At 46.9% G+C, this 24,454-nt stretch carries 21 protein-coding genes, 1 tRNA gene and 2 rRNA genes; 19 read left to right on the top strand and 5 right to left on the bottom strand.

Annotated elements, in window-relative coordinates:
- Both AB1552_09415 and rrf read left to right on the top strand, forming a co-directional pair.
- A 23S ribosomal RNA gene (locus AB1552_09415) occupies positions 1 to 101 on the top strand; the annotation flags it as partial.
- Positions 102 to 184: 83 nt separating this feature from the next.
- Positions 185 to 302, top strand: a 5S ribosomal RNA gene (gene rrf / locus AB1552_09410).
- A 156-nt stretch (positions 303 to 458) separates the two neighbouring features.
- On the opposite strand, the gene AB1552_09405 is transcribed toward rrf, so the two are convergent.
- Positions 459 to 562: transfer RNA gene (locus tag AB1552_09405), tRNA-OTHER, on the bottom strand.
- 501 nt (positions 563 to 1,063) lie between these two features.
- Here AB1552_09405 and AB1552_09400 point away from each other — a divergent pair.
- Together AB1552_09400 and AB1552_09395 are read left to right on the top strand one after the other, a co-directional pair.
- Positions 1,064 to 1,621 (top strand): hypothetical protein, encoded by a 558-nt coding sequence (locus AB1552_09400; protein ID MEW6053988.1) that lies wholly within the window; start codon positions 1,064 to 1,066, stop codon positions 1,619 to 1,621.
- Between the two features lie 248 nt (positions 1,622 to 1,869).
- A complete protein-coding gene (locus AB1552_09395) occupies positions 1,870 to 2,142 on the top strand; it encodes a PilZ domain-containing protein (GenBank protein ID MEW6053987.1) in 273 nt (90 codons plus the stop codon).
- Positions 2,143 to 2,179: 37 nt separating this feature from the next.
- On the opposite strand, the gene AB1552_09390 is transcribed toward AB1552_09395, so the two are convergent.
- Complete coding sequence (locus AB1552_09390) at positions 2,180 to 2,779, bottom strand: class I SAM-dependent methyltransferase (protein MEW6053986.1); 600 nt, start codon at positions 2,777 to 2,779, stop codon at positions 2,180 to 2,182.
- Positions 2,780 to 2,945: 166 nt separating this feature from the next.
- On the opposite strand from AB1552_09390, the gene AB1552_09385 reads away from it, so the two are divergent.
- The 4 genes from AB1552_09385 to AB1552_09370 are packed head-to-tail and all read left to right on the top strand — an operon-like array spanning position 2,946 to position 4,275.
- On the top strand, positions 2,946 to 3,299 hold the full coding sequence (locus AB1552_09385; GenBank protein ID MEW6053985.1) for a hypothetical protein: 354 nt from the start codon (positions 2,946 to 2,948) through the stop codon (positions 3,297 to 3,299).
- An 8-nt stretch (positions 3,300 to 3,307) separates the two neighbouring features.
- Positions 3,308 to 3,568 (top strand): glutaredoxin family protein, encoded by a 261-nt coding sequence (locus AB1552_09380; GenBank protein ID MEW6053984.1) that lies wholly within the window; start codon positions 3,308 to 3,310, stop codon positions 3,566 to 3,568.
- Positions 3,565 to 3,888: a ferredoxin-thioredoxin reductase catalytic domain-containing protein gene (locus AB1552_09375; protein ID MEW6053983.1), complete on the top strand. Its 324-nt coding sequence runs from the start codon at positions 3,565 to 3,567 to the stop codon at positions 3,886 to 3,888. The genes AB1552_09380 and AB1552_09375 overlap by 4 nt, the downstream gene beginning before the upstream one ends.
- Positions 3,889 to 3,909: 21 nt before the next feature.
- On the top strand, positions 3,910 to 4,275 hold the full coding sequence (locus AB1552_09370) for a DVU0772 family protein (protein ID MEW6053982.1): 366 nt from the start codon (positions 3,910 to 3,912) through the stop codon (positions 4,273 to 4,275).
- Positions 4,276 to 4,446: 171 nt separating this feature from the next.
- Here the strand turns inward: AB1552_09370 and AB1552_09365 are convergent, their stop codons facing one another.
- A complete protein-coding gene (locus AB1552_09365; protein ID MEW6053981.1) occupies positions 4,447 to 4,641 on the bottom strand; it encodes a hypothetical protein in 195 nt (64 codons plus the stop codon).
- Between the two features lie 606 nt (positions 4,642 to 5,247).
- Here AB1552_09365 and AB1552_09360 point away from each other — a divergent pair.
- Entirely contained in the window at positions 5,248 to 5,997 is a 750-nt protein-coding gene (locus AB1552_09360; GenBank protein ID MEW6053980.1) for an SPOR domain-containing protein, read from the top strand.
- Positions 5,998 to 6,113: 116 nt separating this feature from the next.
- Positions 6,114 to 8,201: a glycine--tRNA ligase subunit beta gene (glyS, locus tag AB1552_09355; GenBank protein MEW6053979.1), complete on the top strand. Its 2,088-nt coding sequence runs from the start codon at positions 6,114 to 6,116 to the stop codon at positions 8,199 to 8,201.
- A 108-nt stretch (positions 8,202 to 8,309) separates the two neighbouring features.
- On the opposite strand, the gene AB1552_09350 is transcribed toward glyS, so the two are convergent.
- Positions 8,310 to 10,475, bottom strand: coding sequence for a PAS domain S-box protein (locus AB1552_09350; GenBank protein MEW6053978.1), 2,166 nt, complete (start codon positions 10,473 to 10,475; stop codon positions 8,310 to 8,312).
- Between the two features lie 192 nt (positions 10,476 to 10,667).
- Here AB1552_09350 and AB1552_09345 point away from each other — a divergent pair, with 192 nt between their 5' ends.
- The 3 genes from AB1552_09345 to rimI all read left to right on the top strand — a co-directional run bounded on the left by AB1552_09345 (position 10,668) and on the right by rimI (position 13,118).
- On the top strand, positions 10,668 to 11,897 hold the full coding sequence (locus tag AB1552_09345; protein ID MEW6053977.1) for an MFS transporter: 1,230 nt from the start codon (positions 10,668 to 10,670) through the stop codon (positions 11,895 to 11,897).
- A gap of 86 nt (positions 11,898 to 11,983) precedes the next feature.
- Positions 11,984 to 12,697 (top strand): tRNA (adenosine(37)-N6)-threonylcarbamoyltransferase complex dimerization subunit type 1 TsaB, encoded by a 714-nt coding sequence (gene tsaB / locus AB1552_09340; protein ID MEW6053976.1) that lies wholly within the window; start codon positions 11,984 to 11,986, stop codon positions 12,695 to 12,697.
- The gene (gene rimI / locus AB1552_09335; protein MEW6053975.1) at positions 12,675 to 13,118 is read left to right on the top strand and encodes a ribosomal protein S18-alanine N-acetyltransferase; all 444 of its coding nucleotides are present in this window, start codon (positions 12,675 to 12,677) and stop codon (positions 13,116 to 13,118) included. Before tsaB ends, rimI begins: the two co-directional genes overlap by 23 nt.
- On the opposite strand, the gene amrS is transcribed toward rimI, so the two are convergent.
- The gene (gene amrS, locus AB1552_09330) at positions 13,119 to 14,126 is read right to left on the bottom strand and encodes an AmmeMemoRadiSam system radical SAM enzyme (protein MEW6053974.1); all 1,008 of its coding nucleotides are present in this window, start codon (positions 14,124 to 14,126) and stop codon (positions 13,119 to 13,121) included.
- Positions 14,127 to 14,268: 142 nt separating this feature from the next.
- Here amrS and AB1552_09325 point away from each other — a divergent pair, with 142 nt between their 5' ends.
- From AB1552_09325 to treS, 6 genes are all read left to right on the top strand, one after another.
- Positions 14,269 to 14,661: a hypothetical protein gene (locus tag AB1552_09325; GenBank protein ID MEW6053973.1), complete on the top strand. Its 393-nt coding sequence runs from the start codon at positions 14,269 to 14,271 to the stop codon at positions 14,659 to 14,661.
- A gap of 254 nt (positions 14,662 to 14,915) precedes the next feature.
- On the top strand, positions 14,916 to 15,845 hold the full coding sequence (locus tag AB1552_09320) for a hypothetical protein (protein ID MEW6053972.1): 930 nt from the start codon (positions 14,916 to 14,918) through the stop codon (positions 15,843 to 15,845).
- Between the two features lie 13 nt (positions 15,846 to 15,858).
- The gene (locus tag AB1552_09315; protein ID MEW6053971.1) at positions 15,859 to 16,395 is read left to right on the top strand and encodes a hypothetical protein; all 537 of its coding nucleotides are present in this window, start codon (positions 15,859 to 15,861) and stop codon (positions 16,393 to 16,395) included.
- Positions 16,396 to 16,600: 205 nt separating this feature from the next.
- The gene (locus tag AB1552_09310; protein MEW6053970.1) at positions 16,601 to 18,796 is read left to right on the top strand and encodes a Na-K-Cl cotransporter; all 2,196 of its coding nucleotides are present in this window, start codon (positions 16,601 to 16,603) and stop codon (positions 18,794 to 18,796) included.
- 326 nt (positions 18,797 to 19,122) lie between these two features.
- On the top strand, positions 19,123 to 21,108 hold the full coding sequence (locus tag AB1552_09305) for an alpha-1,4-glucan--maltose-1-phosphate maltosyltransferase (protein ID MEW6053969.1): 1,986 nt from the start codon (positions 19,123 to 19,125) through the stop codon (positions 21,106 to 21,108).
- 12 nt (positions 21,109 to 21,120) lie between these two features.
- Entirely contained in the window at positions 21,121 to 24,453 is a 3,333-nt protein-coding gene (gene treS / locus AB1552_09300; protein MEW6053968.1) for a maltose alpha-D-glucosyltransferase, read from the top strand.
- Position 24,454: the final 1 nt, after the last annotated feature.

Here is a 24,454-nt window from a genome sequence, read left to right as displayed (position 1 = left end):
ACCTGAAGGTCTGTGGTAGACTACCACGTCGATAGGCTGGAGGTGTAAGTGCAGTAATGTATTGAGCTGACCAGTACTAATAGACCGTGCGACTTGACCCTTTTTATTTTCCCTCCTGTTGTTAAAGAATGGTTGCAATAAACAAGTAGTTGCTGTTATTATAACGGTGCTGGAATTTAAAGTTTCCGGTGGCGATGCCGAGGGGGTAACACCCGTACCCATTCCGAACACGGAAGTTAAGACCCTCAGGGCCGATGATACTATGATTGATAAGGTCATGGGAAAGTAGGTCGCTGCCGGATTAGAAAATAAAAAGGCCCGGAGTTATCCGGGCCTTTTTTTATTGTATGCAACAATGCTTCTTCTTCTTAAAATAAGCGCTATGCCGGACTAAATGAGGGGGCGCAGTTCTTTCCCAGTAAGAGATGGAAAACAACAAGAACGATGAAGTATACTACTGGAGAGGGGTAGTGGGAATCGAACCCACTATAGTATAGCCATCCTGCTTTCACTATAAATCTGGTTTTGCAGACCAGTCGGGGCACCAGCCCCTTTACCCCTCATGATATACATATCTTGACGGAGTTTTACGAAGAGTTCACTGCATACAGTGCGGCGCTGTATGCAGCCATGCAGAAACGGGTATTCTACACATGGTTTTTTTCTGTAGTCGTACCTTCAGGGTATTCCTGAGACAGATATTCCGTGCACATCTACCGGAAAAAACAATGTTGTCCATAAACGTCTATACGATTGATCATTGAAATGACTTTACCTGCAATAGAATCATGGATTGCCTGTGCTATTGATTCTTATGTGAATAATTCTCCTGTTATATTTGCATAATAATAAGCTATAAATAAAATAGATAATATAAATAATTGAATCCTGAATTATAGGTTTATATAAAATTCAGATAAATTGTTGTTTTGAAAATGATGAATGAAAAAAGTTCAGGTTGTAACTCATGGAAATCAATCCCGGGTCAGATTCTGTTTTCTGTTAACAAACGAGATAAAGACTGATATAATTAGTGCAGAAGTCAATCACAACCCATCAAAAAATGGTAAAAAAATTAAGTATTCTATTGGCTGTCCTTCTGATGATAGGATGTGGCAGGCTTTTGCCAACGGTAAAGCAGACTACGGCGTCACCGTGGCATTCATTTAACGAGGCCAAAGAAGCTTTCGATAAAATAACACCCCATATAACCACATCTGAGGAGCTTAAAAAAATGGGGTTTGATCCTTTTTCAACACCTAATATAAAAATACTGAACTACTTGGATATCGCGAGGGATTCTCTTTTTATCGGAAAGGAAGATGTGGACGAAGGCATTCAGCAATGTATTAAAGCCAAAGCAGCATGCCGTGCATATGAGTTTGAGCCCCAATTTATAAATAAGAAAAGAAGTGGAAATTTCTGGCTTGATTTCTTCAACTTTAAAAGAAAAATAAATGAAAAAGGATGGAGGTTCAAGGCATTTATTATTGTCGTGAATGATACTGTTGTGTATAAACTATGGGGAGGTAATCCCTCGGTGAATCAGGAGACAGAAATTAAGAATCCACTTGGTCCTTTGCAGGATGCCGGAGACATCCTTATCAAAAGCACTCTATGAAAATTGAAGGGTTGAAATCGGCATTTGACGCAGTGAGGGAACGGGGCGGGGAGTACAGCTAAAGTGTTGTGAACTGCAGAAATCCTGCATGCGACAGAGGATATACAGGGAAGCAATTGTTGCTTGTCCCGCATGAATTTATATATTTTTTCAGAAAAATTAATTTAAATTGACAAATACAAGATGTTTTGATAATTATAAAATATCATCCTTAATACTCCGGCCAGATCTGGAAAAGGAAGGTTACCATGCCGCTTGAAGGCAGAAGACATTTGCGTTACGGTTTCGTCTATTCGGTCGATTATGTTCTTAACGAAGAGAACAGGGAAACAGTCAGCAGCGGCGTAACAATTGATATCAGCAATTCCGGCCTTTGTCTTTATACAAGAAACTGCCTGAAAGAGGGACAGGAGATTCTCATCAAGAGCGTACTTCCAGTGTATTCCGAGAACGCGGTCGTGCGTTGGGTTCAGAGCGTCGATGAATCTTCTTACAAAGTCGGAGTGGAATTTAAGAGATAGCCTGTCTGTCCTCAATCTTCCCGGATAAGCGCCAGTTCTATGAATGATACACTGACAGGAAGATATCTTCGCAGCTGTGTATCAGCGTAACGGATGCAGACAGTTCTCTTACAGCGAATTCCAGAATCTTTTCAGGTTTTACATAAAAAAGCTCTACTGATCTGGAGGGAGTGTAAAACGTGAGGAGATTGACATGAAGCGCTTCCCTGCTTATTCTGAAAAGTTTCTTGAGTTCCTCCTGCATCGATTCCTTAATCCCTGCGACACGCAGATTAAAAACACCGCATATGAACACAACATCGAACTCTCTCTCGAAACGGACCTCATCAATATCCGTTGCGATAAATTCCGCTTCAGGGTATTTGTGCACTGCTAGCTCAATAAGCCTGTTATTGATGTCGATGCCGCAGTAGTCGGTCTGGATTCCTCTGCCTTTCAGAAAGCCATAAAAATCGCCTTTGCCGCAGCCGAAATCAAGAATCGTTTTCTGCGAAATATCGCCAGAGATCTGTAAAAGGGTCTCGTATCTTCGCAGTTGTCCTTCCGGCGTCCATCTCACAGCCTGCGGGGTATCGCCGAAGTCTTTCAGATGTCTGTCGAAGAAATCCAGCAGTTCTTTTTTCCCGAGCGGATCCATTGCTTTATACTATCATACATGGATAAAACAGCACGCAATGTGTTACATTCTATGTATAAAACGCGCAGTATTTCTGACAATTCAATTGAGGGGCTGTTCCCGCTGATATTACAGGAGAAAAGGTTTTTTCACTGGCATTGCATCTTTGAGAAGCAAGAGGGGTAATTTGGAAGAGTTTTCCTACAAGAGTTATACTGAAGAAGAAAACAGGATCTATTATGAGGCTATGAACCGAATCATGGAAGGGTTGCGTTCGGGACTCAGCTTCAATGAGTCATGCAGTGGGGTCAGTATTGATAACGAGGAACTGAGACAGTATATAGAGGATGACGCGCTGAAAATCGTGATTGCAGAAATGCATTTTGTGCAGGGGACCTCGCTTGAGGAAATCGGGAACACCCTGCAGCTTTCTGTGGAAATCATTAATAAGGCCCACGAAGAGATGTTGCAAGACATCGAAATAACGAGTTCGGAGATATTCAGACTTGAGAATCCTGATAAACCCATCGGAAACGCATAGGAGAAGGTATGCCTGAACAGAAAAAGAAAGTCCGGTTATATTCACTCAGCACGTGTACGACATGCAAACAGGTGAAGAAATTTCTTGACGACCACGGTATTACTTACGAAATGACGGAGATCGACCTTCTCGACAGCGGTGAACAATGGCTCATGTCAAAGGAAGTCAAGAAGTACAACCCTGCGGCGACGTATCCGACCCTTGTAATTGAAGAAGTAATCCTCGGGATTGATGAAAATGCGATAAAGGAGGCGTTGGGTTTGCAATGACTGCAGAAAAGCTTTACGATATCCTCAGCAAATATGCAGCATCACAGGGAATACAGCTCAATAAGGACAGGGAATTTGTCCTTGACATACTGCAAGGGCTTCTCACCAATGAAGCACGCTACGGGTACCGTTCCTGTCCCTGCCGTCTTGCAGCCGGCGTTAAGGAAAAGGATTCGGATATCATCTGCCCATGTGTGTACCGTGACCCGGACATAAAGGAATACGGAAGCTGCTATTGCAGGTTATACGTATCCGGGGAATGGAACGAGGAAAAAATTCCGCACCAGCGGGTTCCTGAGAGAAGGCCGGTGAAGGAATAAGGCGGAAAGAGGCAGAATACAATGTTTGCTCAGGTTTTCCCACTCCATCTTCTGAAAAAAGACCGCTATATTGTCGAACATATTCTCTGGGACTTCGAACCCAAACAACTAATGCAGCCGCGATGCAGGGTAACAGAAAAAGGGGTGGAAAAAGTTCCCTATTCTGCCGGATACATCCTGTACATAGAAGCTATGGATAAGACACCCGGCCTCTTTTTGATGGCACAGAACCTTGCGGGCTATGCAGAAACCATTGCAAAGATTGAGGGTGTTCCGGAAGACATGATTGCCGAGGCTATTCAGGAGAACAAGAGCCGTGAATATTGCCGGATGTATCCTGTGAATAACACGCTGAAGGAGTGGCTGAAAAAAGAGTTTATGGTCTGATATCCGGGATACAGAAAAAAGGGATGCATATTTTCTGCATCCCTCCTGAATCCAGCAACACTCTATATGTCCGGCTTTAGACCGTTTTCCCTGGACACCCAAACCGTGTCTCAAAGGCATACCTGGTAGAGTGTTTTTTGCTGGAGTATGTCAAATTCCGTTATGCCTGTGTTATTCCAGCCTGCCAAATGTCCGCAAAGTTCTGTCCGGGGATTGCTTTTCTGCCGAAGAATCTGCGTTGTCCTCTGCCGGGGAGAGATGGCTGATGTTCAGGGCATGCCTGATCGCATCCTGCTTCTCTTTCTGCGTGAGCGATCCCCACAATCCGGATTCTTTGACAATTTCTATGACTTCCTTTTCAGTCATTTCTCATGTCATTTCATTTGTCAGGGTGCTCTCAATCTCATGCAAGCATGCAAAAACATGAGGAGATAACTAACCCCAAAAGAACAGAATTCTTTTCCTTTTTTATTTTATACTTCAAAACTATATACACATGCAATTCCTCAATGGTTTGAATTTAGCAGATAAATAGTACCTATAATTATTAGAACTTTGGTTGTAAATGAAACTCACTCTTTGGTAGCAGAGATATTAAAAATGCAGAAAAATCTGTAAGTTGAGCAGCATTATCCAGGTATTGAGCAGACTGATGCCTTTCGCAGTCGGAAAACTGTGGATTACATGACAGAGAGGTATGTTTCGGAAACAAGGAATATTTTCTCAGAATATTTGCAGGTTCTGTACCTGAAAAACAAAAGAAATACGGATTTCGTACTTATTGCTCACCCAGATATTTCCCTGTGTAGCATGAATCTTCTTGTTTCGATTGATTTTTTGTATCCTTTCTGGTATTTTCTTGCGTAAGGGGGAACAGCGGCAGAAAATTCATTCCGAAAGAAAACGATATGTGTAAACAAGCGTCACACTTCCGGGATATTCTGCAGCACCACAAATTCTGAAATATCTGAGATGAAAAGGCTTTTACTGTTCTTCAGTCTGAGTATTCTTCCTGTGGTGATATTTGCCTTTCCGGAAACATCACAAGGGGAATGGCAGTATCTGTGTACATCAGAAACGGGAAATCAACTGTATTTTGACAGGGAAAACACCGTGCTGCAGTTATTAATAAAAATCAACAGCAGCGAAGAGACTGTTGCTGAAGATGTGCGAAGGTTTGGAATTCATTACGGAGACAAGAAGTACACACTGATATTCATACAGCTCAGCTGCTTTTCCAAGATGTTCCGGATATCGAAGTTTACCGAGTATGATGCACAGGGAGCAGCATTATTCAGTGATCACGGCGATCAGGCATGGAAAGCCATAGAACCGGAAAGTATGATTGAAAGTCTATATATGACCCTTTGTAAACAGCAACAGGGAGAAATAGTGCAGAGTTCAGCAGCAGAACGGAAACCACTGTTTCCTGACAATGCAAAGCCGGAAATTCGCTCTCCTGCACCTGCTCAGGGGGAGAACCAGGATCAGGAAAACTACTCGGTGCAGATCGGCGCGTTTAGGAAGGTCGAAAACGCTCTTTTCATCTCCAGGGAATTCCAGGAGAAAGGGTATGTTTCACGCATTTCCGAGAAGCACACAGTTAATGGCACGCTCTTCAGAGTTCTGGTTGGGAAGTTCCGCTCAAGATCTGAAGCAGCGAAGCTTGTCCAAGAAATCGAGTCCAGAGAACATATCAACGCGATTATTGCCATGCACTGATACGTGCATAAGAAATCCTTTTTCAACCTTTTCCTTGCCAAGGAATAATTAATGGATGTATAATCCAACGTTATCAATCCGAACTTCATAATTTCTGGGAAAAGAGGTATATTTCAATGGCCGAGAATGCACCCGGCATGTCATCATTTCTTCTCGAAATCGGGACGGAAGATCTGCCTGCGCGGTTTATCACTCCTGCGTTAACGCAATTACGGGAGAATGCGGAAAAAATGCTGACAGAGAACTATATTCGGTTTTCACATGTGAAAACCTACGGTACTCCGCGGAGGCTTGCGGTTATTGCCGAAGGTGTCCGCCAGATGCAGGAAGACAGAACAAAGGAAGTATTCGGACCTTCAAAGAAGGTCGCATTCGATGAAAACGGAAACCCTACAAAAGCTGCTGCCGGGTTTGCCCGTTCGCAGGGCATCCATATTGAAAACCTTGCAGTGAAAAGTACCGATAAGGGAGAATATATCGTCGCAGTAATAGAGGAAAAAGGTGTTCATGTCCGGGAGATACTGCCCGAATTGCTCAGGAAGCTTGTACTGTCTGTTCATCTCCCGAAGGCCATGAGATGGGGAAACGGCAGCACCAGATTCGTAAGGCCCATACGGTGGCTCATGACGCTGTTTGATACTGAGGTTGTCAGCTTCGAAATCGACGGGATACAGAGCAGCAATCTTACCAGAGGCCACAGGTTTTTGTCGCCTGCGGCCTTTCAGGTCAGGGAAATCCCGAGCTACAAAAAACTTCTCGGGAATAATTGTGTGATCATCGACCCGGAAGAGAGAAAAAAGATCATCACCGAGAAGATGGAAACCCTCCTCTCTTCATCCGGGGAGAAGCCGGTAAGGGATGAAGAACTCCTTGCGACTGTAGTAAACCTCGTGGAATATCCCGTGCCTGTGATCGCGTCTTTTCCCGAAGAATATCTGACACTGCCTGAAGAACTTCTGATAACCGTGATGAAGGGCCATCAGAAATATTTTGCGGTACTCAATAATGAGGGAAGAATCACAAACCGTTTTGTTGTCGTCAGCAATACCAGTGACGTGAATGCGGAAACTGTCAGGACAGGTGCGGAAAGGGTCATTAAGGCGAGGTTCGAAGATGCCCGATTCTATTTCGATGATGACAGAAACAAAGCGCTTTCAGACAGGATTGAGGAACTCAGGCATGTGACGTTTCAGGAAAGTCTCGGGAGTCTCTATGACAAGACACAACGGATTGCTTCAATCGCAGCATTCCTTGCAGAAAGGATCCTGCCCGGTTCACGAAAGAATATCATCAGAGCAGCAGAGCTTGCAAAAACGGATCTCATTACCGGGGTCGTCAGGGAATTCCCGGAGCTTCAGGGCGTCATGGGAAGATATTATGCGGTGCACGACGGCGAGGAGCAGGAAGTGGCGATGGCTCTTGAAGAACAGTACCTCCCCGCTCATTCCGGCGGGATGCTCCCGAAGACTGACGCAGGGTCACTTCTCAGCATCGCAGACAAACTTGACAGTATCGCGGCTTTTTTCTCGATAGGACTTATCCCGACAGGGTCGGAAGACCCCTTTGCCTTGCGGAGGCAGGCGCTCGGGATTGTCGCGATCCTTCTGGATAAAGGGTATCCCCTTCCTCTGAATAATCTGGCAGACAGGGCACTGGATGCCTTTGCGGATGTGAAAGACCGTGGGGAGACCAGGGAGAAGATTCTCCGGTTTTTCGAAAACCGCATAGAAGCTGTATTTGCCGACCAGGGATATGCTCCTGACATTGTTCAGTCCCTTCTCCCCCTGTCGCTCCGCATTGCACTAAAAGATGTTCAGGAACGACTCGCTGCACTCACGAGGTTCAGGGACGAGAAAGCATACAACGATTTTCTTGCTGTGATAAAGCGTGTCAACAATATCCTCCCGAAAACTGCAATTCCGGCATTGAATGCTGATCGACTGCGAGAGGAAGCGGAAAAACATCTCATGGGAAAGCTTGATTCTGTAAGGCAGGAACTCTCAGATTGTCTGAGAGACAGGAGATATGACGATGCGATCCTTCTTCTCTCTTCGCTGACAGGGCCGGTAAACGCATTTTTTGACAGTGTTCTCGTAATGGACAAGCGTGAGGATATAAAGCTGAACAGGTTCGCATTGCTGAATGAGCTCTGGGAAACGGCCTCCACAGTCGCGGATTTTTCGAAACTTTCAGCAGCGGTTTAGCATCTCCGGCTCACAGTAGTCCAATTCCTGCAAAAGTGAGCACTGATAATCGATGACAGTGCTGCACTGCGCGACCAGGGAATTTCTCCTTCAGGTGACTCTTGATAATTATAACCGGGAAAGGGATTTGAGGAGGTAAGGTTCTCGCCAGTTATGAAGCACTTCCCACACTTTTTTCAGGAGTTCCTGCGGTGAGACAGGTTTCGTAATAAACTCCACTCCCTGATCCAGTATTCCTTTTCTGTGGACAATGTCCGCGGTGTATCCGCTCATAAAGATGGCCTTGATATCAGGTTTTAATTTTTTCAGTTCATCATAGCATTCCTTGCCGTTTAACTTGGGCATTATCACATCGAGAAGGATCAGCTGAACAGCGTCATAGTTTTCTTTAAAAACCCGTATCGCTTCAAGACCATTTGCCGCTTCAAGAACCCTGTATCCGTAGTCAGACAATACCTTTGTGGTCAGTTCACGCACTTTGACGTCATCCTCTGCAACCAGTATGGTGTCTCCCTCTCCCTTTAGAAATGGTATATCCACAGGTTTTATATTATCAACCTTTAGATCAATAACAGGGAGATATATCCTGAATACTGTTCCGTTGTCTGGTTCACTGTAGACATTGATATGTCCTTCATGCTGCTTTATGATTCCGTATACCATGGAAAGCCCGAGTCCTGTTCCCTTGCCCACCTCTTTTGTGGTAAAAAACGGCTCGAAAATCTTTTCTTTCGTCTTCTCATCGATTCCCTGGCCGGTGTCCTCGATAGTTATCACCGCATACGAACCGGGTTTCCCGGGGCCGTGTGCAGTGATGAACTCGCAGTCAAGGCGGACGAGATCGGTAGCGATGACAAGGCTCCCCCCATCAGGCATGGCATCGCGCGCGTTTGTCGCGAAGTTCAGGAGCACCTGTTCTATCTGGATCGGGTCTGCCATGATCGTTAATTCCCTGTCCGCAAGAGAGACCGTGAGCTCGATATCCTCACCGATGATTCTTGTCAGAAGTTTTTCGAGCAGTTTAATGATCTCATTTAGATTTACCGGCTTCGGACTAATGATCTGCTTCCGGCTAAAGGTGAGGAGCGCCTGGGTGAGATTCGCAGCCCTTTCGGCTGAATTCAAAATATTGGAAGCATAGGCGCGAAGGGGGTCATCTTTGCTCATCTCCATTTGTAGAAGGCTTCCGTATCCAATGACTGCCGTTAGGATATTATTGAAGTCATGCGCGATTCCTCCCGCAAGCTGTCCGATAGCCTCCATCTTCTGTGATTGAAGCAGCTGCTGTTCAAGCTTCTTTCTCTCTGTGATATCCCTTGAAATTTCTATCACTGCTGTGGGATATCCGTAATTGTTCCGTAAGGCCACGTTGGCTGTGCTGTGGAAATAGATCGTTCGGTTGTCCTTGTCGATGACCTGTGTCTCATGCTCATGAATAAGCCCGTCATTAAAAACCTGGATGGTGAGGCAGGGCTCACAGGGCTCACTTCTTCTGTGATACGCTTCATAGCATTTCTGTCCAACAATAGTATTCCCGAAGATGTTTTTTGCAACGTCATTTGCCCAGATAATATTGAAATCCCTGTCGATCATGCTGATATGGTCACCTATAGACTTCAGCATGGCATTGAGTTTTTCTTCGCTTCTGCGCAGTGCTTCTTCAGTATTTTTGCGTTTTGTTATGTCCTTGTAATCCTCGACTATTCCGATCAGTTCACCCGTTGCACTCCTGAACGGAGTTGCGGTGAGGATACACGGGAGTGTTCTGCCGTCCCGTGTTTTTCGGATGGATTCGATTTCGATTCGTTCCCTGCCGTTCAGTATCTGTTTCAGGGAGCAATCCGGGGTAAAGCACTGCGGTCCGAAAAAGACTTCATAACACTTCTTCCCGACTGATGCATCCTTGTCAATTCCTGCAAGGGAAGCAAATGTCTCGTTCGTGCGCAGGATTCTAAAGTTTTTATCAATCAGGCGCATGCCGTCAGCCGCTGTCTGAAATATCTGATTGAGTTCCTTGTATGCGTGTTTTGTTATCGCCTCAGCTTTCCTGCGTTCAGAAATATTCAGAATAAGGGGGCGGAATCCAAAGAAAAATAGTACCGGTGACAGCACAATTGTGAGAAGAACTGCATCAAGAACGGCCCATTGCAGCAACGTAACAGGGGGGAACAGGGACAGAATGAACATAATCGACAGCTCTGCAGTGAATACTGAAAAAATAATTATCAGGATGAGACGGAACGGAGATTCGTATATAGTACTTTTTTTATGCATTTGCTTCTTGTTATGCCCGAAATTCCCGCTGATATCTGTTGCTGTGCATATCCCGGTTATGTGATATTACCAATAAATACAATAAAAAAAGATATATTTTATCTATTCTACTGATAATTTCAAAAATAAGCAATGGCTAATTATTATTGCTGCTATTTTTCGGAAAAAACGCTTTTGCTCGGTTACAATACTATGATGGCTATAACGGAAAGGTTTGCTGCGCTGCATAACAGGGAATTCAGGCTCTTCTGGTTCGGTCAGATCATCTCTCTGTCCGGAACCTGGATGCAGTCTGTTGCACAGGGATGGCTGGTATACAGTCTGACACAATCCCCGTTTTATCTCGGTATTGTCGCGGCTGCGGGTTCTCTGCCGATACTGCTGTTTACTCTGGCAGGAGGCTTAGTAGCAGACAGGTTTACGAAAAGAAATCTGCTCCTTATGACCCAGGCGCTGTCGATTATTCCTGCTCTTCTTCTCGGTATTCTCACAGACATGAACGTTATTGTTGTATGGCAGGTAGCCCTTCTTGCTGCTGCCCTCGGGACGATCAACGCCTTTGATATGCCGGCACGGCAGTCATTCATAATTGAAATGGTGGGAAAGAAAAACCTTACGAATGCCATCGCGCTGAATTCTGCCGCGTTTCACGGTGCACGAATGATCGGACCGGTAATTGCAGGAATAGCCATAGCCCGGCTCGGACTTCCCGCGTGTTTCTATCTGAATGCGGTAAGTTTTGTCGCAGTCATTATTGCACTGGCGAAAATACGTGTGAAGGAAGGCACAAAACAGAGATCGAACGGGATAATGAGGGATTTCGTGGAAGGTATTCTGTATATAAAGAGAAAACCCGAACTGTTCAGAATCATTATCCTGATCGCGGTCTTCAGTTTTATCGGAATGCCGTTTATTACGCTGCTGCCGGTGTTTGCCGCCGAAGTGTTTCATAAGGGGCCGGTAGGATTCGGCTTTCTCGTAGGCGCCACTGGTATCGGGGCCCTCGGGGCAGCGTTGTTCTTGGCATTCAAAGGCGATATCAGGGACAAGGGGAGGTTTTTATCTCTTTCAGCACTGGTGTTTTCACTCCTGCTGTTTGTTTTCTCTCTCTCCGGCATTTTCCCCCTGTCCATTGTCCTGCTTGTCTTTATCGGGTGGAGCCTCGTCAGTTTTTTTGCAACGGCAAACAGCTATATACAGCTTTCCGTGCCTGATAACCTGAGGGGTCGGGCAATGAGCGTGTATACGTTTGTATTTCTCGGAACAGCCCCGGTCGGGAATTCCCTCATGGGCATTGTGGCTGATTCTGTAGGAACTACCCTGGCGGTGACGTGTGCATCGGTAATCTGCCTGGCCGCATCTGCAGCGTTCTTTATGCACGGCAGAAAAGCCTCGGAAAAGACAGCTTCTGACTTTTTATAGCCGGGGCAATGGGGAAGCCTGTGGCGCGTATACTTTTTTTGAAAAGGCACTTGAAAAAGAGGCAGGTATATATTAGGCTCTAACAGATGAAAATACTTGCAATAGATACTTCGACCTTGCTGGGAGGTGTTGCAGTTGCCGAGGCATCATCCGGACTGATTGCCGAAGTAAGGCTCAATATCAAGTCGACCCATTCGGAGAGACTGATGACGGCGATAGATTCCGTAATGAAGCTTTCGGGGCAACGCATTGATGACATGGATGTCTTCGGGGTCGCGATAGGTCCGGGATCTTTTACAGGGCTGAGGATCGGCCTGAGTACGGTAAAGGGGTTTTCCTTTGCGACCGGAAAACCCGTTGTGTCTGTCCCAACCCTTGAGGCTTTTGCTTGGAATTTCCCGTATTCGGGATACCCTGTCTGTCCTATGCTCGATGCCAGGAAAAAAGAGGTGTATACTGCTCTTTTTCAGTGGAAGGAGAAAGGGTTCGAAAAATTGATTCCGGAGGCGTCGGTGTCATTAGACGGTTTTCTGGCAAAAGCATCCGGATTGACGGGAGGTGCGATAGTATTTGCCGGGGAAGGAGCATTGCTCTACAGGAAAGAAATCATGAGGCTGATGGGTGAAAGGGCACTTTTTGCAGCTCACGGAAAGGCGGTTCCCCTGCCTTCAAATGTGGCCTTTCTGGGACTCAGCAAGGCGCTCAGAGGAGAGTTTTCTGAGCCTGTCAGTCTCGTGCCGGTGTATATCAGAAAATCCGAAGCAGAGATAAAATCGGATGCACGGAATACGTATTCGTGAGATGTTCGTACAGGACGTCCCTGAAGTCCTGCACATTGAACAGCTTTCCTTTACCAGCCCCTGGTCAGAGGAAGCATTTCTGATTGAGATACACAAATCGTATTCCTTCACAAGGGTCGCTGTATCAGACAATGCGGTCGCAGGGTATATCTGTGTGAATTACATCCTGAATGAATGTCATATCCTGAATCTTGCAGTTCATCCCCGATTCAGAAGAAAGGGCATTGCCACGACCCTCATGCAGGAAGCGTTCAGCAAAATGGGTGAAAGAAACTGCAGGTTTTTTTATCTTGAGGTAAGAATATCCAATACAGGCGCACAGACGTTCTATGGACGTCTGGGATTCAGGGTTGCCGGAAACCGGAAAAGATATTACTCCTCACCTGTTGAGGATGCGGTAATGATGATGCGCAGAGTATGATTACTGCCATACTCCCTCGATCGCTGATCCGCAGCTGAAGCACCGTCCATCCCTGATTTTCTTCTCGCCGATACTGAATCCGAAACGGCGGATAAGGAGTTCCCTGCAGGAGGGGCAATAGGTATTTTCTCCGCCTTCTCCGGGGATATTTCCTTCATAGACATATTTCAGCCCGGTTCTGAACCCGATTTCTCTCGCCCGACGCAAAGTGCTGACAGGCGTCCTCGGTTTGTCGGTAAGTTTGTAGGTCGGGTAGAACTGGGTTACATGCCATGGGATTGCCGGGTCAACTGATGAGATGAATGCAGCGATATCCTGCAGGTCTTCATCCGAATCATTATAGTCAGGGATTATGAGGGTCGTTATCTCAATCCAGACGCCGAGTTCTTTCATCAGCCGGATGGTATCTTTTACCGGCTCAAGACGCGCACCGCAGAGCTTTTTATAAAAATCGTCATTACCCTTCAGGTCGATATTGTTTCCGCCCAGATACGGAGCGATCATCCTTGTCGCCTCAGGACCTGTGTATCCGTTACTCACGAAAACATTCTTGATACCTTTCTGATGTGCAAGCTTTGCACAGTCATAGGCGAATTCAAAGAATATGGTAGGCTCCGTATAGGTGTAGGAGATGCTCTCACAGCCGTTCCGTAAAGCAGCTTCCACAATATCCTCCGGTGTGACAGAATGACCCGCAACGTCTTCATGCTCTCTCGGATACTGCGAAATCTCGTAGTTCTGGCAGTGTTCACAGTGGAAGTTGCAGCCTACTGTTGAGATTGAGAAGCTCGTGGATGAAGGAAGAAAATGAAAAAGGGGCTTCTTTTCGATAGGGTCGACATGCATTGAGATGACTTTGCCATATACAAGACTGTACAGGGTGCCGTCCATGTTTTTCCGGACAGCGCAGATACCCCGTTTTCCTTCTTTGATCTGGCAATGGTGGGCGCAGAGAAAACACCTGACCTTTTTTCCTTCAAGTTTTTCGTACAGCAGGGCTTCCTTCATAACCCCATTATATCAGGGAGCGCGTTTTTTCGCATTCACGGTAACCCGCCCTGAAACGGACCGGAGAAGGAACGGAATGCGGAACGAAACAGCAGCATGGACACATCTGGAATTGTATGGCGGTGTGCTATAATTTTGCGTTATGGGAAACGGTACAGTACATATTGCTCCCAGGTACGTCATTTATGGTTTTTTTATACTCGGACTGATATCCGCGATTGCCTTCAGGACAATAATCGTTATCCAGCGGCTCGAGCCTTCATGGATAAGGCCGGTGTGGTATATGGGAACGATCGGGTATTTTCTGTTTTTTCTTTACCGGTACAGAATAACCCAGAAGAGAAAAAAAGCGATTGAGGAATATCAGCTCATAGAGAAAGTCAGATCCAACGCCAGTCTGACGGATCATGACAGGGAAGTTGTGTTATATCTCCTCACCTCCGTGAAGTACTCGCTTGAAGATATCAATTATGCCATTATATTCCTGTTGTCTGTCATTGCGATCGCTGCTGACCTGATCCTCAGTGCGATATAGAAATACACCCATGCCCCATCTGAAACTTTTTGTCTACCCTGTTTTGCGATGACCTCTTTCCCATATTTCAGGGTTACGGCGAGAAGATTTTTCTTTCATTGTGATCCACAACCGTTGACAAGAAAGATAGCCTTTGATATTTTTTGAATAAGTCTGAACGGTGCTTCTTCCTGGGGGGATGTCTATGACATGCAGGATCAGGTGCGGGGGGCAGAATATCATGTGTGAAATAAAGCTTATGACAGGTTTTTCTGGTGGCAGTTGAATTATATATTGAGCCCCGCAGAGTCTACAAATGGTCTGATTTCAAAAAACTGAAACCTCCGTATTCGATCGCCCTTGACGGGTTTGTGCATTCCGCAACGAAGAGGGATCCAAAAGGGCCCTATGCCAATTTCGATCATCATGTCAGGGCTGACAGACTGGCAACTCGTTCGACCTCCGAGCAGGTTCACATGGAAATCAAGCTGGGGCTGTTTGATACCTTCAGCAGGGACGGGGTTGCGGAAGCCAATGTGTATGTGAACGATCCGGATGAGGATACCTCTCTTGCATGGTGGTTGTTGAAAAATAACGACCGGGTGAGAAGATTTTCTGATCCGCGAATCAACCGGCTTGTTTACTGTGAAGACCGGCTGGATTGTACTGCGGGAGCGTATCCTTTTGGCGATACCTCGATGAGAAGGAAAATGGCCTGGATTTTCCAGCCATATCATGAAGCACGTTTTGATGGAAGGGTTGCGGAGATGGGAGAAGCGGATATGAGACATATTATTGAATCTGTCGAAGCCAGGATACACCTTTATTTTCTGGATGAAGGGAGAGAACTTTCCCTGAAAGGCAACTATGAAGCAATCGGAGGAGGGAACGGCTGGACTCTGACAAAGGAGACGGGTCCTTCCTCGAGAATGGCCATGTATGATGACGGGATCACGGCTTTTGCTGCGTTGGTAGCAGAAAAACCGGACGGGACCTTTGTGTACACGTTAGGGCGGAGATCTGTATGGACGCCATTTAATCTTGGCAGGTTGTATGCAAGACTGAACGAAGAGGAATCTGATATTGTGACGGAGAGTAACAGGTGGGGCGGGAGCAATACAGTCGGAGGGTCTCCGAGAAATACGGGCAGCAGACTGTCTCCTGAAAAACTGCAGGAAATCATTAACGCTGCATTAAGAAAATAGCAGGAGGATGACCATGAAGCAGAGCGGAAAGAAATATTTTTACGTTATCGGGGTGTTGATTATCTTGCTTTTTTTGACGTATCTCTGGAAGGTTATCGCAGTTAATAATGTTGAGAAACAGATGGAATCACGGCAGATACAACTGGTCCAGAAGTCCCATCAGGAAATTACGGAGAAAACTCGCTATTTCCTCCGTCTTACCACGAAAACGTTTGTTTGGGCGCTCCGGAAAGAGATGCTGCGGGAAAACTATGAGCAGATAAATGAATATCTTGTCCAATTTGTAAAAGAACCCAATATAAAGCAGATTCTCGTTGTCAAAACCGACGGGACGGTTGCCGTAGCGACTGACAAAAAACTTGAAGGGGTTGCGTTCTCGACGATCTATCCCAGCAGGTATGAAGAGGCAACGGAAACTGTTGTTGCGGACGATGAGCATGGCAATATTCTGATTGCATCTCCCATCATGGGCCTCAACAGGAAACTCGGCATTGTTTTTTTGGTATATGAACCCGAAAAGATGCCTGTTGAAGTGACGCAGGAGCAGTAAAAGTATCCATAAGTCCAGACCTTGTAGTAAGAAATGCATAACAAAACTGCATTCCCCCTTACCCTTGTCCTTTCCTTCCGCGGAAGGGGGACAGGGTAATCAGAAAAATTCATGAATAATATGGGCTAGGGTAAGTCGGGATGATAGACTTTTGTGATGTATTTTCTGCACAATCCTACAACACCATGATACAGAAGGAACCATAATGCCTGAAAAGGAAAAAACAGGATATCAGTTCGGGACCTTCAAGGGGGTTTTTACCCCAAGTATTCTTACGATCCTCGGCGTTATCATGTACCTCCGCTTCGGATGGGTGATCGGGAATGTGGGACTTGTCTCTACTCTGATTATCGTCACCATCTCGACATCCATCACGTTTTTTACCGCATTATCGGTGTCCGCGCTCTCAACGAATATGAGGGTCAAAGGTGGGGGTGCGTACTATATAATCTCCCGGACTCTTGGCATTGAGACAGGTGCTGCGATTGGACTTCCTCTTTACCTTGCCCAGGCGTTGGGCATCTCTTTTTATATTGTCGGTTTTGCCGAATCAGTCGTGCAAATAAACCCTTTGCTGACCATGAAAGAAGTGGCGATAGCAACGCTGATACTGATGTCAGTGCTTGCACTGAAATCAGCGGACATTGCCCTGAAAAGCCAGTTTTTTATCCTTCTGCTGATTGCGCTCTCTCTTTTTTCGTTTTTCATGGGAACTGGGCAGAATGTGACATCGCTGCCACCGGATACGATAGTGCCCGAAAAAGAGAGCTTCTGGATGGTGTTTGCCGTATTTTTCCCTGCTGTCACCGGAATTCTCTCCGGTCTTTCCATGTCGGGTGATCTGAAGAACCCGGAGAAATCGATCCCGTGGGGCACACTGGCTGCAGTTGCGTTCAGTTATGCTGTGTATATGGCAATCCCCGTCTTTTTTGCCAGAGTCATTCAGGATTCCAGGATATTGCTCGTTGATTCTATGGCAATGTATAAAACGGCACGATGGGGTGAGCTGATCCTTGCGGGACTCTGGGGCGCTGCACTCTCGAGTGCGATGGGTTCGCTTCTGGGAGCTCCGAGAACGCTCCAGGCGATAGCACGGGATGGCATTGTATTCAGATTCATCGGCCACGGGTTCGGCAAAAACCAGGAGCCGAGGATTGCGGTCTTTCTGTCTTTTCTGATCGCCCTTGCAGGTATTCTGGCAGGTGATTTGAATGTGATCGCTCCTGTCCTGAGCATGTTTTTTCTGACAACCTATGGCCTGCTGAATCTCTCGGCAGGGTTTGGGAAACTGATCAACAGCCCTTCCTGGCGCCCGAAGTTCAGGGTTCACTGGGGTATTTCCTTTGCGGGTTCCTTTGGATGCTTTGCTGCAATGTTTATGATCAATCCGGGTGCGACCTTTATCGCCATTTTTGTCTCGATCGGGGTATATGCGCTGATGAAACGCAGGCGCATGAAAGCGCGCTGGGGGGATCTGAAATACGGCATACTTATGCTTATGGTGCAGTTCGGGCTGTACAAGCTTGCGGCAAAGCGCCCAAATATTGAGACTTGGCGGCCGAATATCCTCGTACTGAGCGGTTCCCCCACTTCACGATGGCATCTGATCGAGATGGCGAATGCCCTTTCCCACGGGTATGGTCTGCTTACTGTTGCGGCTATCCTTCCCGAAAAGCACGTGTCTTTTCAGAGAAAAGAGAGCATGGAGACAACAATACGCAACTATCTTGAGGAAAAAAACGTCAAGGCGATGGTGAAAGTATATCCTGCCGATACCATCATCAATGGCATATCTGCACTCATAAAAGGCTATGGATTCGGACCGATTGAACCCAATACCGTCCTGATAGGCGAAATTGCCGGGGAAGAAAACATCACTCCGTTTGCCGAAATGATCAGGATGATGCATGAAAACAGGCGCAATATTATCATCGTGAAAGAAGGGCAGAAGAGGGAAGAGGGCGCAAAAGAGAAAAAAATCGATATCTGGTGGGGACAGAAAGGGAACAATGCAGGGCTTGTGCTTGCACTCGCACACCTTCTGAGCACGAGTCCGTCCTGGAAGAATTCTGGTCTTCGCCTGAGGACTGTCATTTCCCCGACAGATGACCGTCATGAGATTGAAAGAGGTCTGATGTCATTTATCGAACAGGTGCGACTGGAAGCAGGCGTTGACGCAGTGATTATGGACGAATCCGGGCTTTTCGGCACAATCAGGAAACATTCACACGATTCTGATTGCGTTTTTGTGGGGCTCCGTCCACCTTCTCAGGAAGAAAATGCGGAGGACTACAGCCGGTATCTGAAAAATATCTTCCAGAGGACACAGGACTTTCCATTCATTTCCTATGTTATGGCATCTGAAGATCTCGAATTCAAGAAAATCTTCACCTCTCTCTAACCTGGATTTACAGTTTTCCGTTACCCAAGCAGGATAAAAAGGTTTCGGATTTCCACGGCGGGATTATTTTTTCAGTGAACGAAAAAGCGCATGCATAATAGGGTTGTAATATAACTACAATTATGCTATATTATAACCACAATTAATCTGCTATGGGGTTACAATTTAGATTCAGACAGCATATGGAGGCGTTTTCTGACCGGTGATCTGTACCGGTTGAAGAAGAGACTGACCCCATCGCCGGTTCCAAATCTGCCAGCATTGTCCTGGTGCATGTTGCAAGAACCAAATCTATCGGATAACATTTGTCTGTGAAGGGAAACGCGATGAAAGAGGGAAGAAAAAGAATTATCATTGAACGGGTGAAACCCGAAATCGACTGCGGCAGATATTCCGTGAAAAGAACAGTCGGTGAGCATGTGACGGTCGAGGCGGATATTTTTTCTGACGGACACGATGCGGTTTCTGCACGCCTGCTTTACAGGAGAGCGGAAGAAAGTGGCTGGAAAGAAGTCCCGATGCAGCATGTTGAAAATGACCGCTGGAGGGGTGAGTTTGCGGTTGAGGAGATCGGGGAATACCGCTATAGCATATTGGGATGGGTTGACCGGTTCAGGACGTGGCAGAAAGATATCAAGAAGAAGCATGACGCTGGTCAGGATATCCAGTCGGATTTTGCCACAGGAGCACTCATGATCGGGGATGCAGAGAAGAATGCCGCAGGGTCTGATGACATTGTAGCGCGGCTCGCCGGGTATCGCGAGTTTTTCAACACCGAGACGCGGGAAAAGGCCGTTGCATACGCAACCGGGACTGAACTGGCGCAGTTGATGGACACTTACCTGCCCAGGCGTTTTGCGGTTATGTATGAGAAAGAGCTGCCGGTTGTTGTGGAACCGGGGAAAGCCCTTTTCAGTTCCTGGTACGAGATATTTCCGCGTTCATGCGGCACTGGAGAAGGAACGCACGGCACGTTTCGTGATTGCGAATCCTTGCTCCCTGAAATTGCGGATATGGGTTTTGATGTCCTCTATTTTCCGCCCATTCATCCCATAGGGAGGACCAAACGCAAGGGAAAGAACAACACACTCGACATCGCACCTGATGATGTCGGAAGTCCATGGGCTATCGGTTCAGGAGAGGGAGGTCACAAATCGGTTCACCCTGAACTCGGGACAATTGAAGACTTTCGCCGGTTTGTACAGAAGGCAAAGGAATACGGCATCGATGTCGCTATGGACCTTGCGTTCCAGTGCTCTCCCGATCATCCGTATGTGAAGAAACACCCTGAGTGGTTCAGCTGGCGTCCGGACGGCACCGTGCAGTATGCGGAGAATCCACCCAAGAAATATGAAGACATCATCCCCCTGAATTTCGAGTCCGAGAAGTGGCAGGAACTGTGGCACGAGCTGAGAGATGTGGTACTTTTCTGGATCGAAAAAGGAGTCCGGATATTCAGGGTTGACAACCCGCATACCAAACCATTTGCCTTCTGGGAATGGCTCATACACGAAGTGAAAAAAGATTATCCAGAGGTAATTTTCCTCTCCGAAGCGTTTACACGACCAAAGGTGATGTTTCGTCTCGCAAAGCTCGGTTTTACCCAATCCTACACGTACTTCACCTGGAGGAATACAAAATTTGAGCTTGCGCAGTATATCAATGAGCTTGCGAAAACCGATGTGAGGGAGTATTTCAGGCCGAATTTCTGGCCGAATACCCCGGACATCCTCCCTGAGCACCTTCAGTACGGCGGCAGGAACGCCTTTATGATGAGGCTTGTGCTGGCCGCGACGCTTTCCTCGAATTACGGCATATACGGACCTGCATATGAGCTGGCGGTCAACGAAGCAGTTCCCGGAAAGGAAGAATACAGTTATTCAGAGAAATATGAGCTTAAGAAATGGGACAGGCAGAGGGAGGGCAGCCTGAAGGACTTCATCACACGGATCAACAGGATACGGAAGGAAAATGCGGCCCTTCATGAAACATTTAATATCCGGCACCATGAAGCCGATAATGACAATATCCTGTTTTACGGGAAGGTTACGCGCGACCTGTCCAATATCCTGCTGATAGCGGTTAACCTTGACCCGTTCCATAAGCATTCCTGCTGGGTGAAGGTGCCTCTCGATGAACTTGGCATCGATCCCGGCCAACCGTATCTGGTCCATGACCTCATCGGCAACGACAAGTTCATATGGCAGGGTGAGAGAAACTATATCGAAATAAACCCGTTCATCTGTCCCGCGTATATCTTCAGCCTCAGAAGACAGATGAAGAAGGAGACGGATTTTGATTACTTCATGTAAGGAGACCGGTTGATGCGGAAAACAGAATCCTACTTTGAGGACCAGCCGTTCTGGTACAAGGACGCAGTCATATATGAGCTGCATATCAAGGCCTTTTATGACAGCAGTGGTGACGGAACAGGAGATCTCAGGGGGCTCACCAAGAAACTGGACTATCTCGAAAGCCTTGGAATAACTGCGGTGTGGCTGCTGCCGTTTTATCCGTCGCCGCTGAGGGATGACGGGTACGACATTGCGGATTATCTGAGTGTCCATCAGAAATACGGCCTTATGAAGGACTTCAGGGAATTCCTGAGGCAGGCCCACAGAAGGGGTATAAGGGTTATCACTGAACTTGTTCTGAACCATACTTCCGACCAGCATATATGGTTTCAGAAATCAAGAAGAGCCAAGCCGGGTTCTGTGTGGCGGAACTTTTATGTCTGGAGCGATACCCCTGAAAAATACAGCGACACGAGAATAATATTCAAGGACTTTGAAACGTCGAACTGGTCATGGGACCCTGTTGCGAAGGCATATTACTGGCACCGTTTTTACGCCCATCAGCCTGACCTGAACTTTGACAATCCCCATGTCCAGAAGGCGATGTTCCGTGTTATTGACTACTGGTTTTCGATGGGGGTCGACGGCCTCAGGCTCGACGCAGTTCCCTATCTGTACGAGCGTGAGGGAACCAACTGCGAGAACCTCCCCGAGACCTATGCGTTTCTGAAGAAACTGAGGGCGTATGTCGACAGCAAATACAAGAACAGGATGCTTCTGGCAGAAGCCAATCAATGGCCTGAAGATGCCGTGAGCTATTTCGGGGACGCTGATGCATGCCATATGGCCTTTCATTTCCCGCTCATGCCACGAATCTTCATGTCGCTCTGGATGGAGGATAGGTTTCCGATCATCGATATCTTTGAGCAGACCCCCTCTATCCCTGACACATGCCAGTGGGCGCTTTTCCTGAGGAATCATGATGAACTGACCCTTGAAATGGTTACCGACGAAGAACGTGATTACATGTACAAGGTATATGCGAGGGACCCCAGCGCAAGGATAAACCTCGGCATCCGCAGGCGGCTGGCGCCACTGCTCGGGAACCATGTGAGAAAGATAGAACTTATGAACTTCCTCCTGTTCTCATTGCCCGGAACCCCGGTGATCTATTACGGCGATGAGATCGGCATGGGAGACAACTACTACCTTGGTGACAGAGACGGGGTGAGGACGCCGATGCAGTGGAGCGCTGACAGGAATGCAGGGTTTTCAAGGGCAAATCCCCAGAAACTCTATCTTCCTGTCATCATTGACCCTGAATATCACTACGAGTCTGTGAATGTGGAGAATCAGGAGAGCAACCAATCATCGCTTCTCTGGTGGATGAAGCGCATTATATCGATGAGAAAGCGGTTCAAGGCGTTCGGACGCGGGACGATCGATTTCCTTCTCTCAGACAATCCGAAAGTCCTTGCCTTTGTCCGCAAGTATAATGATGAAATAATCCTGGTAGTTGTCAATATCTCCCGGTATTCCCAGGTGGTTGAACTGGATCTTTCAAGGTTTTCCGGATATACCCCGGAAGAGGTCTTCAGCAGGAATAAATTCCCGATTATCAAGGATTCACCTTATGTGCTCACCATGGGGTTCTATGATTATTTCTGGTTCTGTCTCAAGAAGGAAGAAGAAGTGCTGAGGTTCAGCGACCTGTTCACCCCTGTGCCGGAACTGCAGGTGAGCGGCAGCTGGGAAGAAATATTCCGGGGAAAGACCAGGGAGAAGTTCGAAGACGAAATACTGCCGCAGTATATTACCGGCTGCAGGTGGTTTGGCGGAAAGGCAAGAAAGATCAGGCAGATCAGAATTATGGAAAAGATTCCCATCGGAAAAGATTCTTCTGTAACTCAGTTACTTTTTGTAAAGGTCTTTTATACAGAGGGACTGGCGGATGTCTATCTGATTCCGATCTCTTTTGTATCCGGGGTTGAGGCGGAAAAGATTATCGAAGAAAAACCCTACATCATCGTCGCACGCATCAAAACCGGAAAGACGGATGGCATTATATTTGACGGAATCTACAATGATGCATTCCGGAAGGAAATGCTGGTGCAGATTGCCGGCAGACATGTTGTGAGAGGCATGCGCGGTCAGCTTGCTTCCTATCCGGGAAGATTATTCAGGATTCTGAAGGGCAAGGAGCTGCTTGAGGAAAAGTCGGTGGTGCTGAAAGCTGAACAGAGCAATACGGCAATCCTATATGGGAAGAAACTGTTTTTCAAGCTCTTCAGGAGACTTGATGAGGGAATGAACCCTGATCTCGAAGTCGGCAGATTTCTGACAGAACAGGCGCTGTTCCCTCATGTGTCGCCTTTTGCGGGAGCGATCGAATACCGGGTAGCCGGTACAGAGCCTGTGGTGATCGGTATTCTTCAGGCATATGTTCATAACCAGGGAGATGCGTGGACCTATGCGCTTGACGCTGCGGGAAGGTATCTTGAAAGGGTCCTTTCAAAAAGACCGAAGATCAGGGAAATGCCCAAGGTTCCTTCCGCTCTCACAGGTGTCGGAGACATCCAGTCTGTCCCCGTGCTCTTCCGGGAACTGATAGGCTGCGATTTTCTTGAGATGATATCGCTGCTTGGCAAGAGGACGGCCGAACTCCACCTTTCGCTCACCTCTGACAGGGAATCGCCCGACTTTGCACCTGAGGCTTTTTCACTCCTTTACCAGAGGTCACTTTACCAGTCACTGCAAAGTCTCACAAAGAGAAATTTTCACCTCCTGAAGAAGAACATGGCATCTCTCCCGGATGAAGTGAGAAATGAATCGGCGAGGATTCTCAGGTTTGAAAAGGAAATCGTGCAGAGATATCAGGCGCTCCTCAGACAGAAGATGTCTGCAACAAAAATGAGGGTTCACGGAGATTATCATCTCGGTCAGGTGCTCTTTACCGGGAATGATTTTGTGATTATCGACTTCGAAGGGGAACCTGCAAGATCCCTGAGTGAGAGAAGGCTCAAGAGATCGCCGTTTGTGGACGTTGCGGGAATGATACGCTCCTTTCATTATGCAGCGTACACCGCGCTTTTCAAGCACATACTGTTAAAGTCGGAGGATATGCCGGCGCTTGAACCGTGGATTGATTGCTGGTATCTCTGTGTCGGAGGGGTTTTTCTCAGATCATATCTCGATGCCTCAAAAGGAAATTCGCATATCCCGGATAATCCCGCAGACATTGAGATATTGCTGAACATATTCCTCTTTGAAAAAGCGGTGTATGAAGTCGGATATGAACTCAATAACCGTCCTGACTGGATCATGATTCCGCTGAAGGGGATAAGTCGGTTACTGGAGGAATGAC

It is taken from the genome of Nitrospirota bacterium (genome assembly GCA_040754395.1).
GTDB lineage: Bacteria > Nitrospirota > Thermodesulfovibrionia > Thermodesulfovibrionales > SM23-35 > JBFMCL01.
Note: the sequence above shows the minus strand (reverse complement) of the source record. Positions and strands in the feature narration are given on the sequence as shown.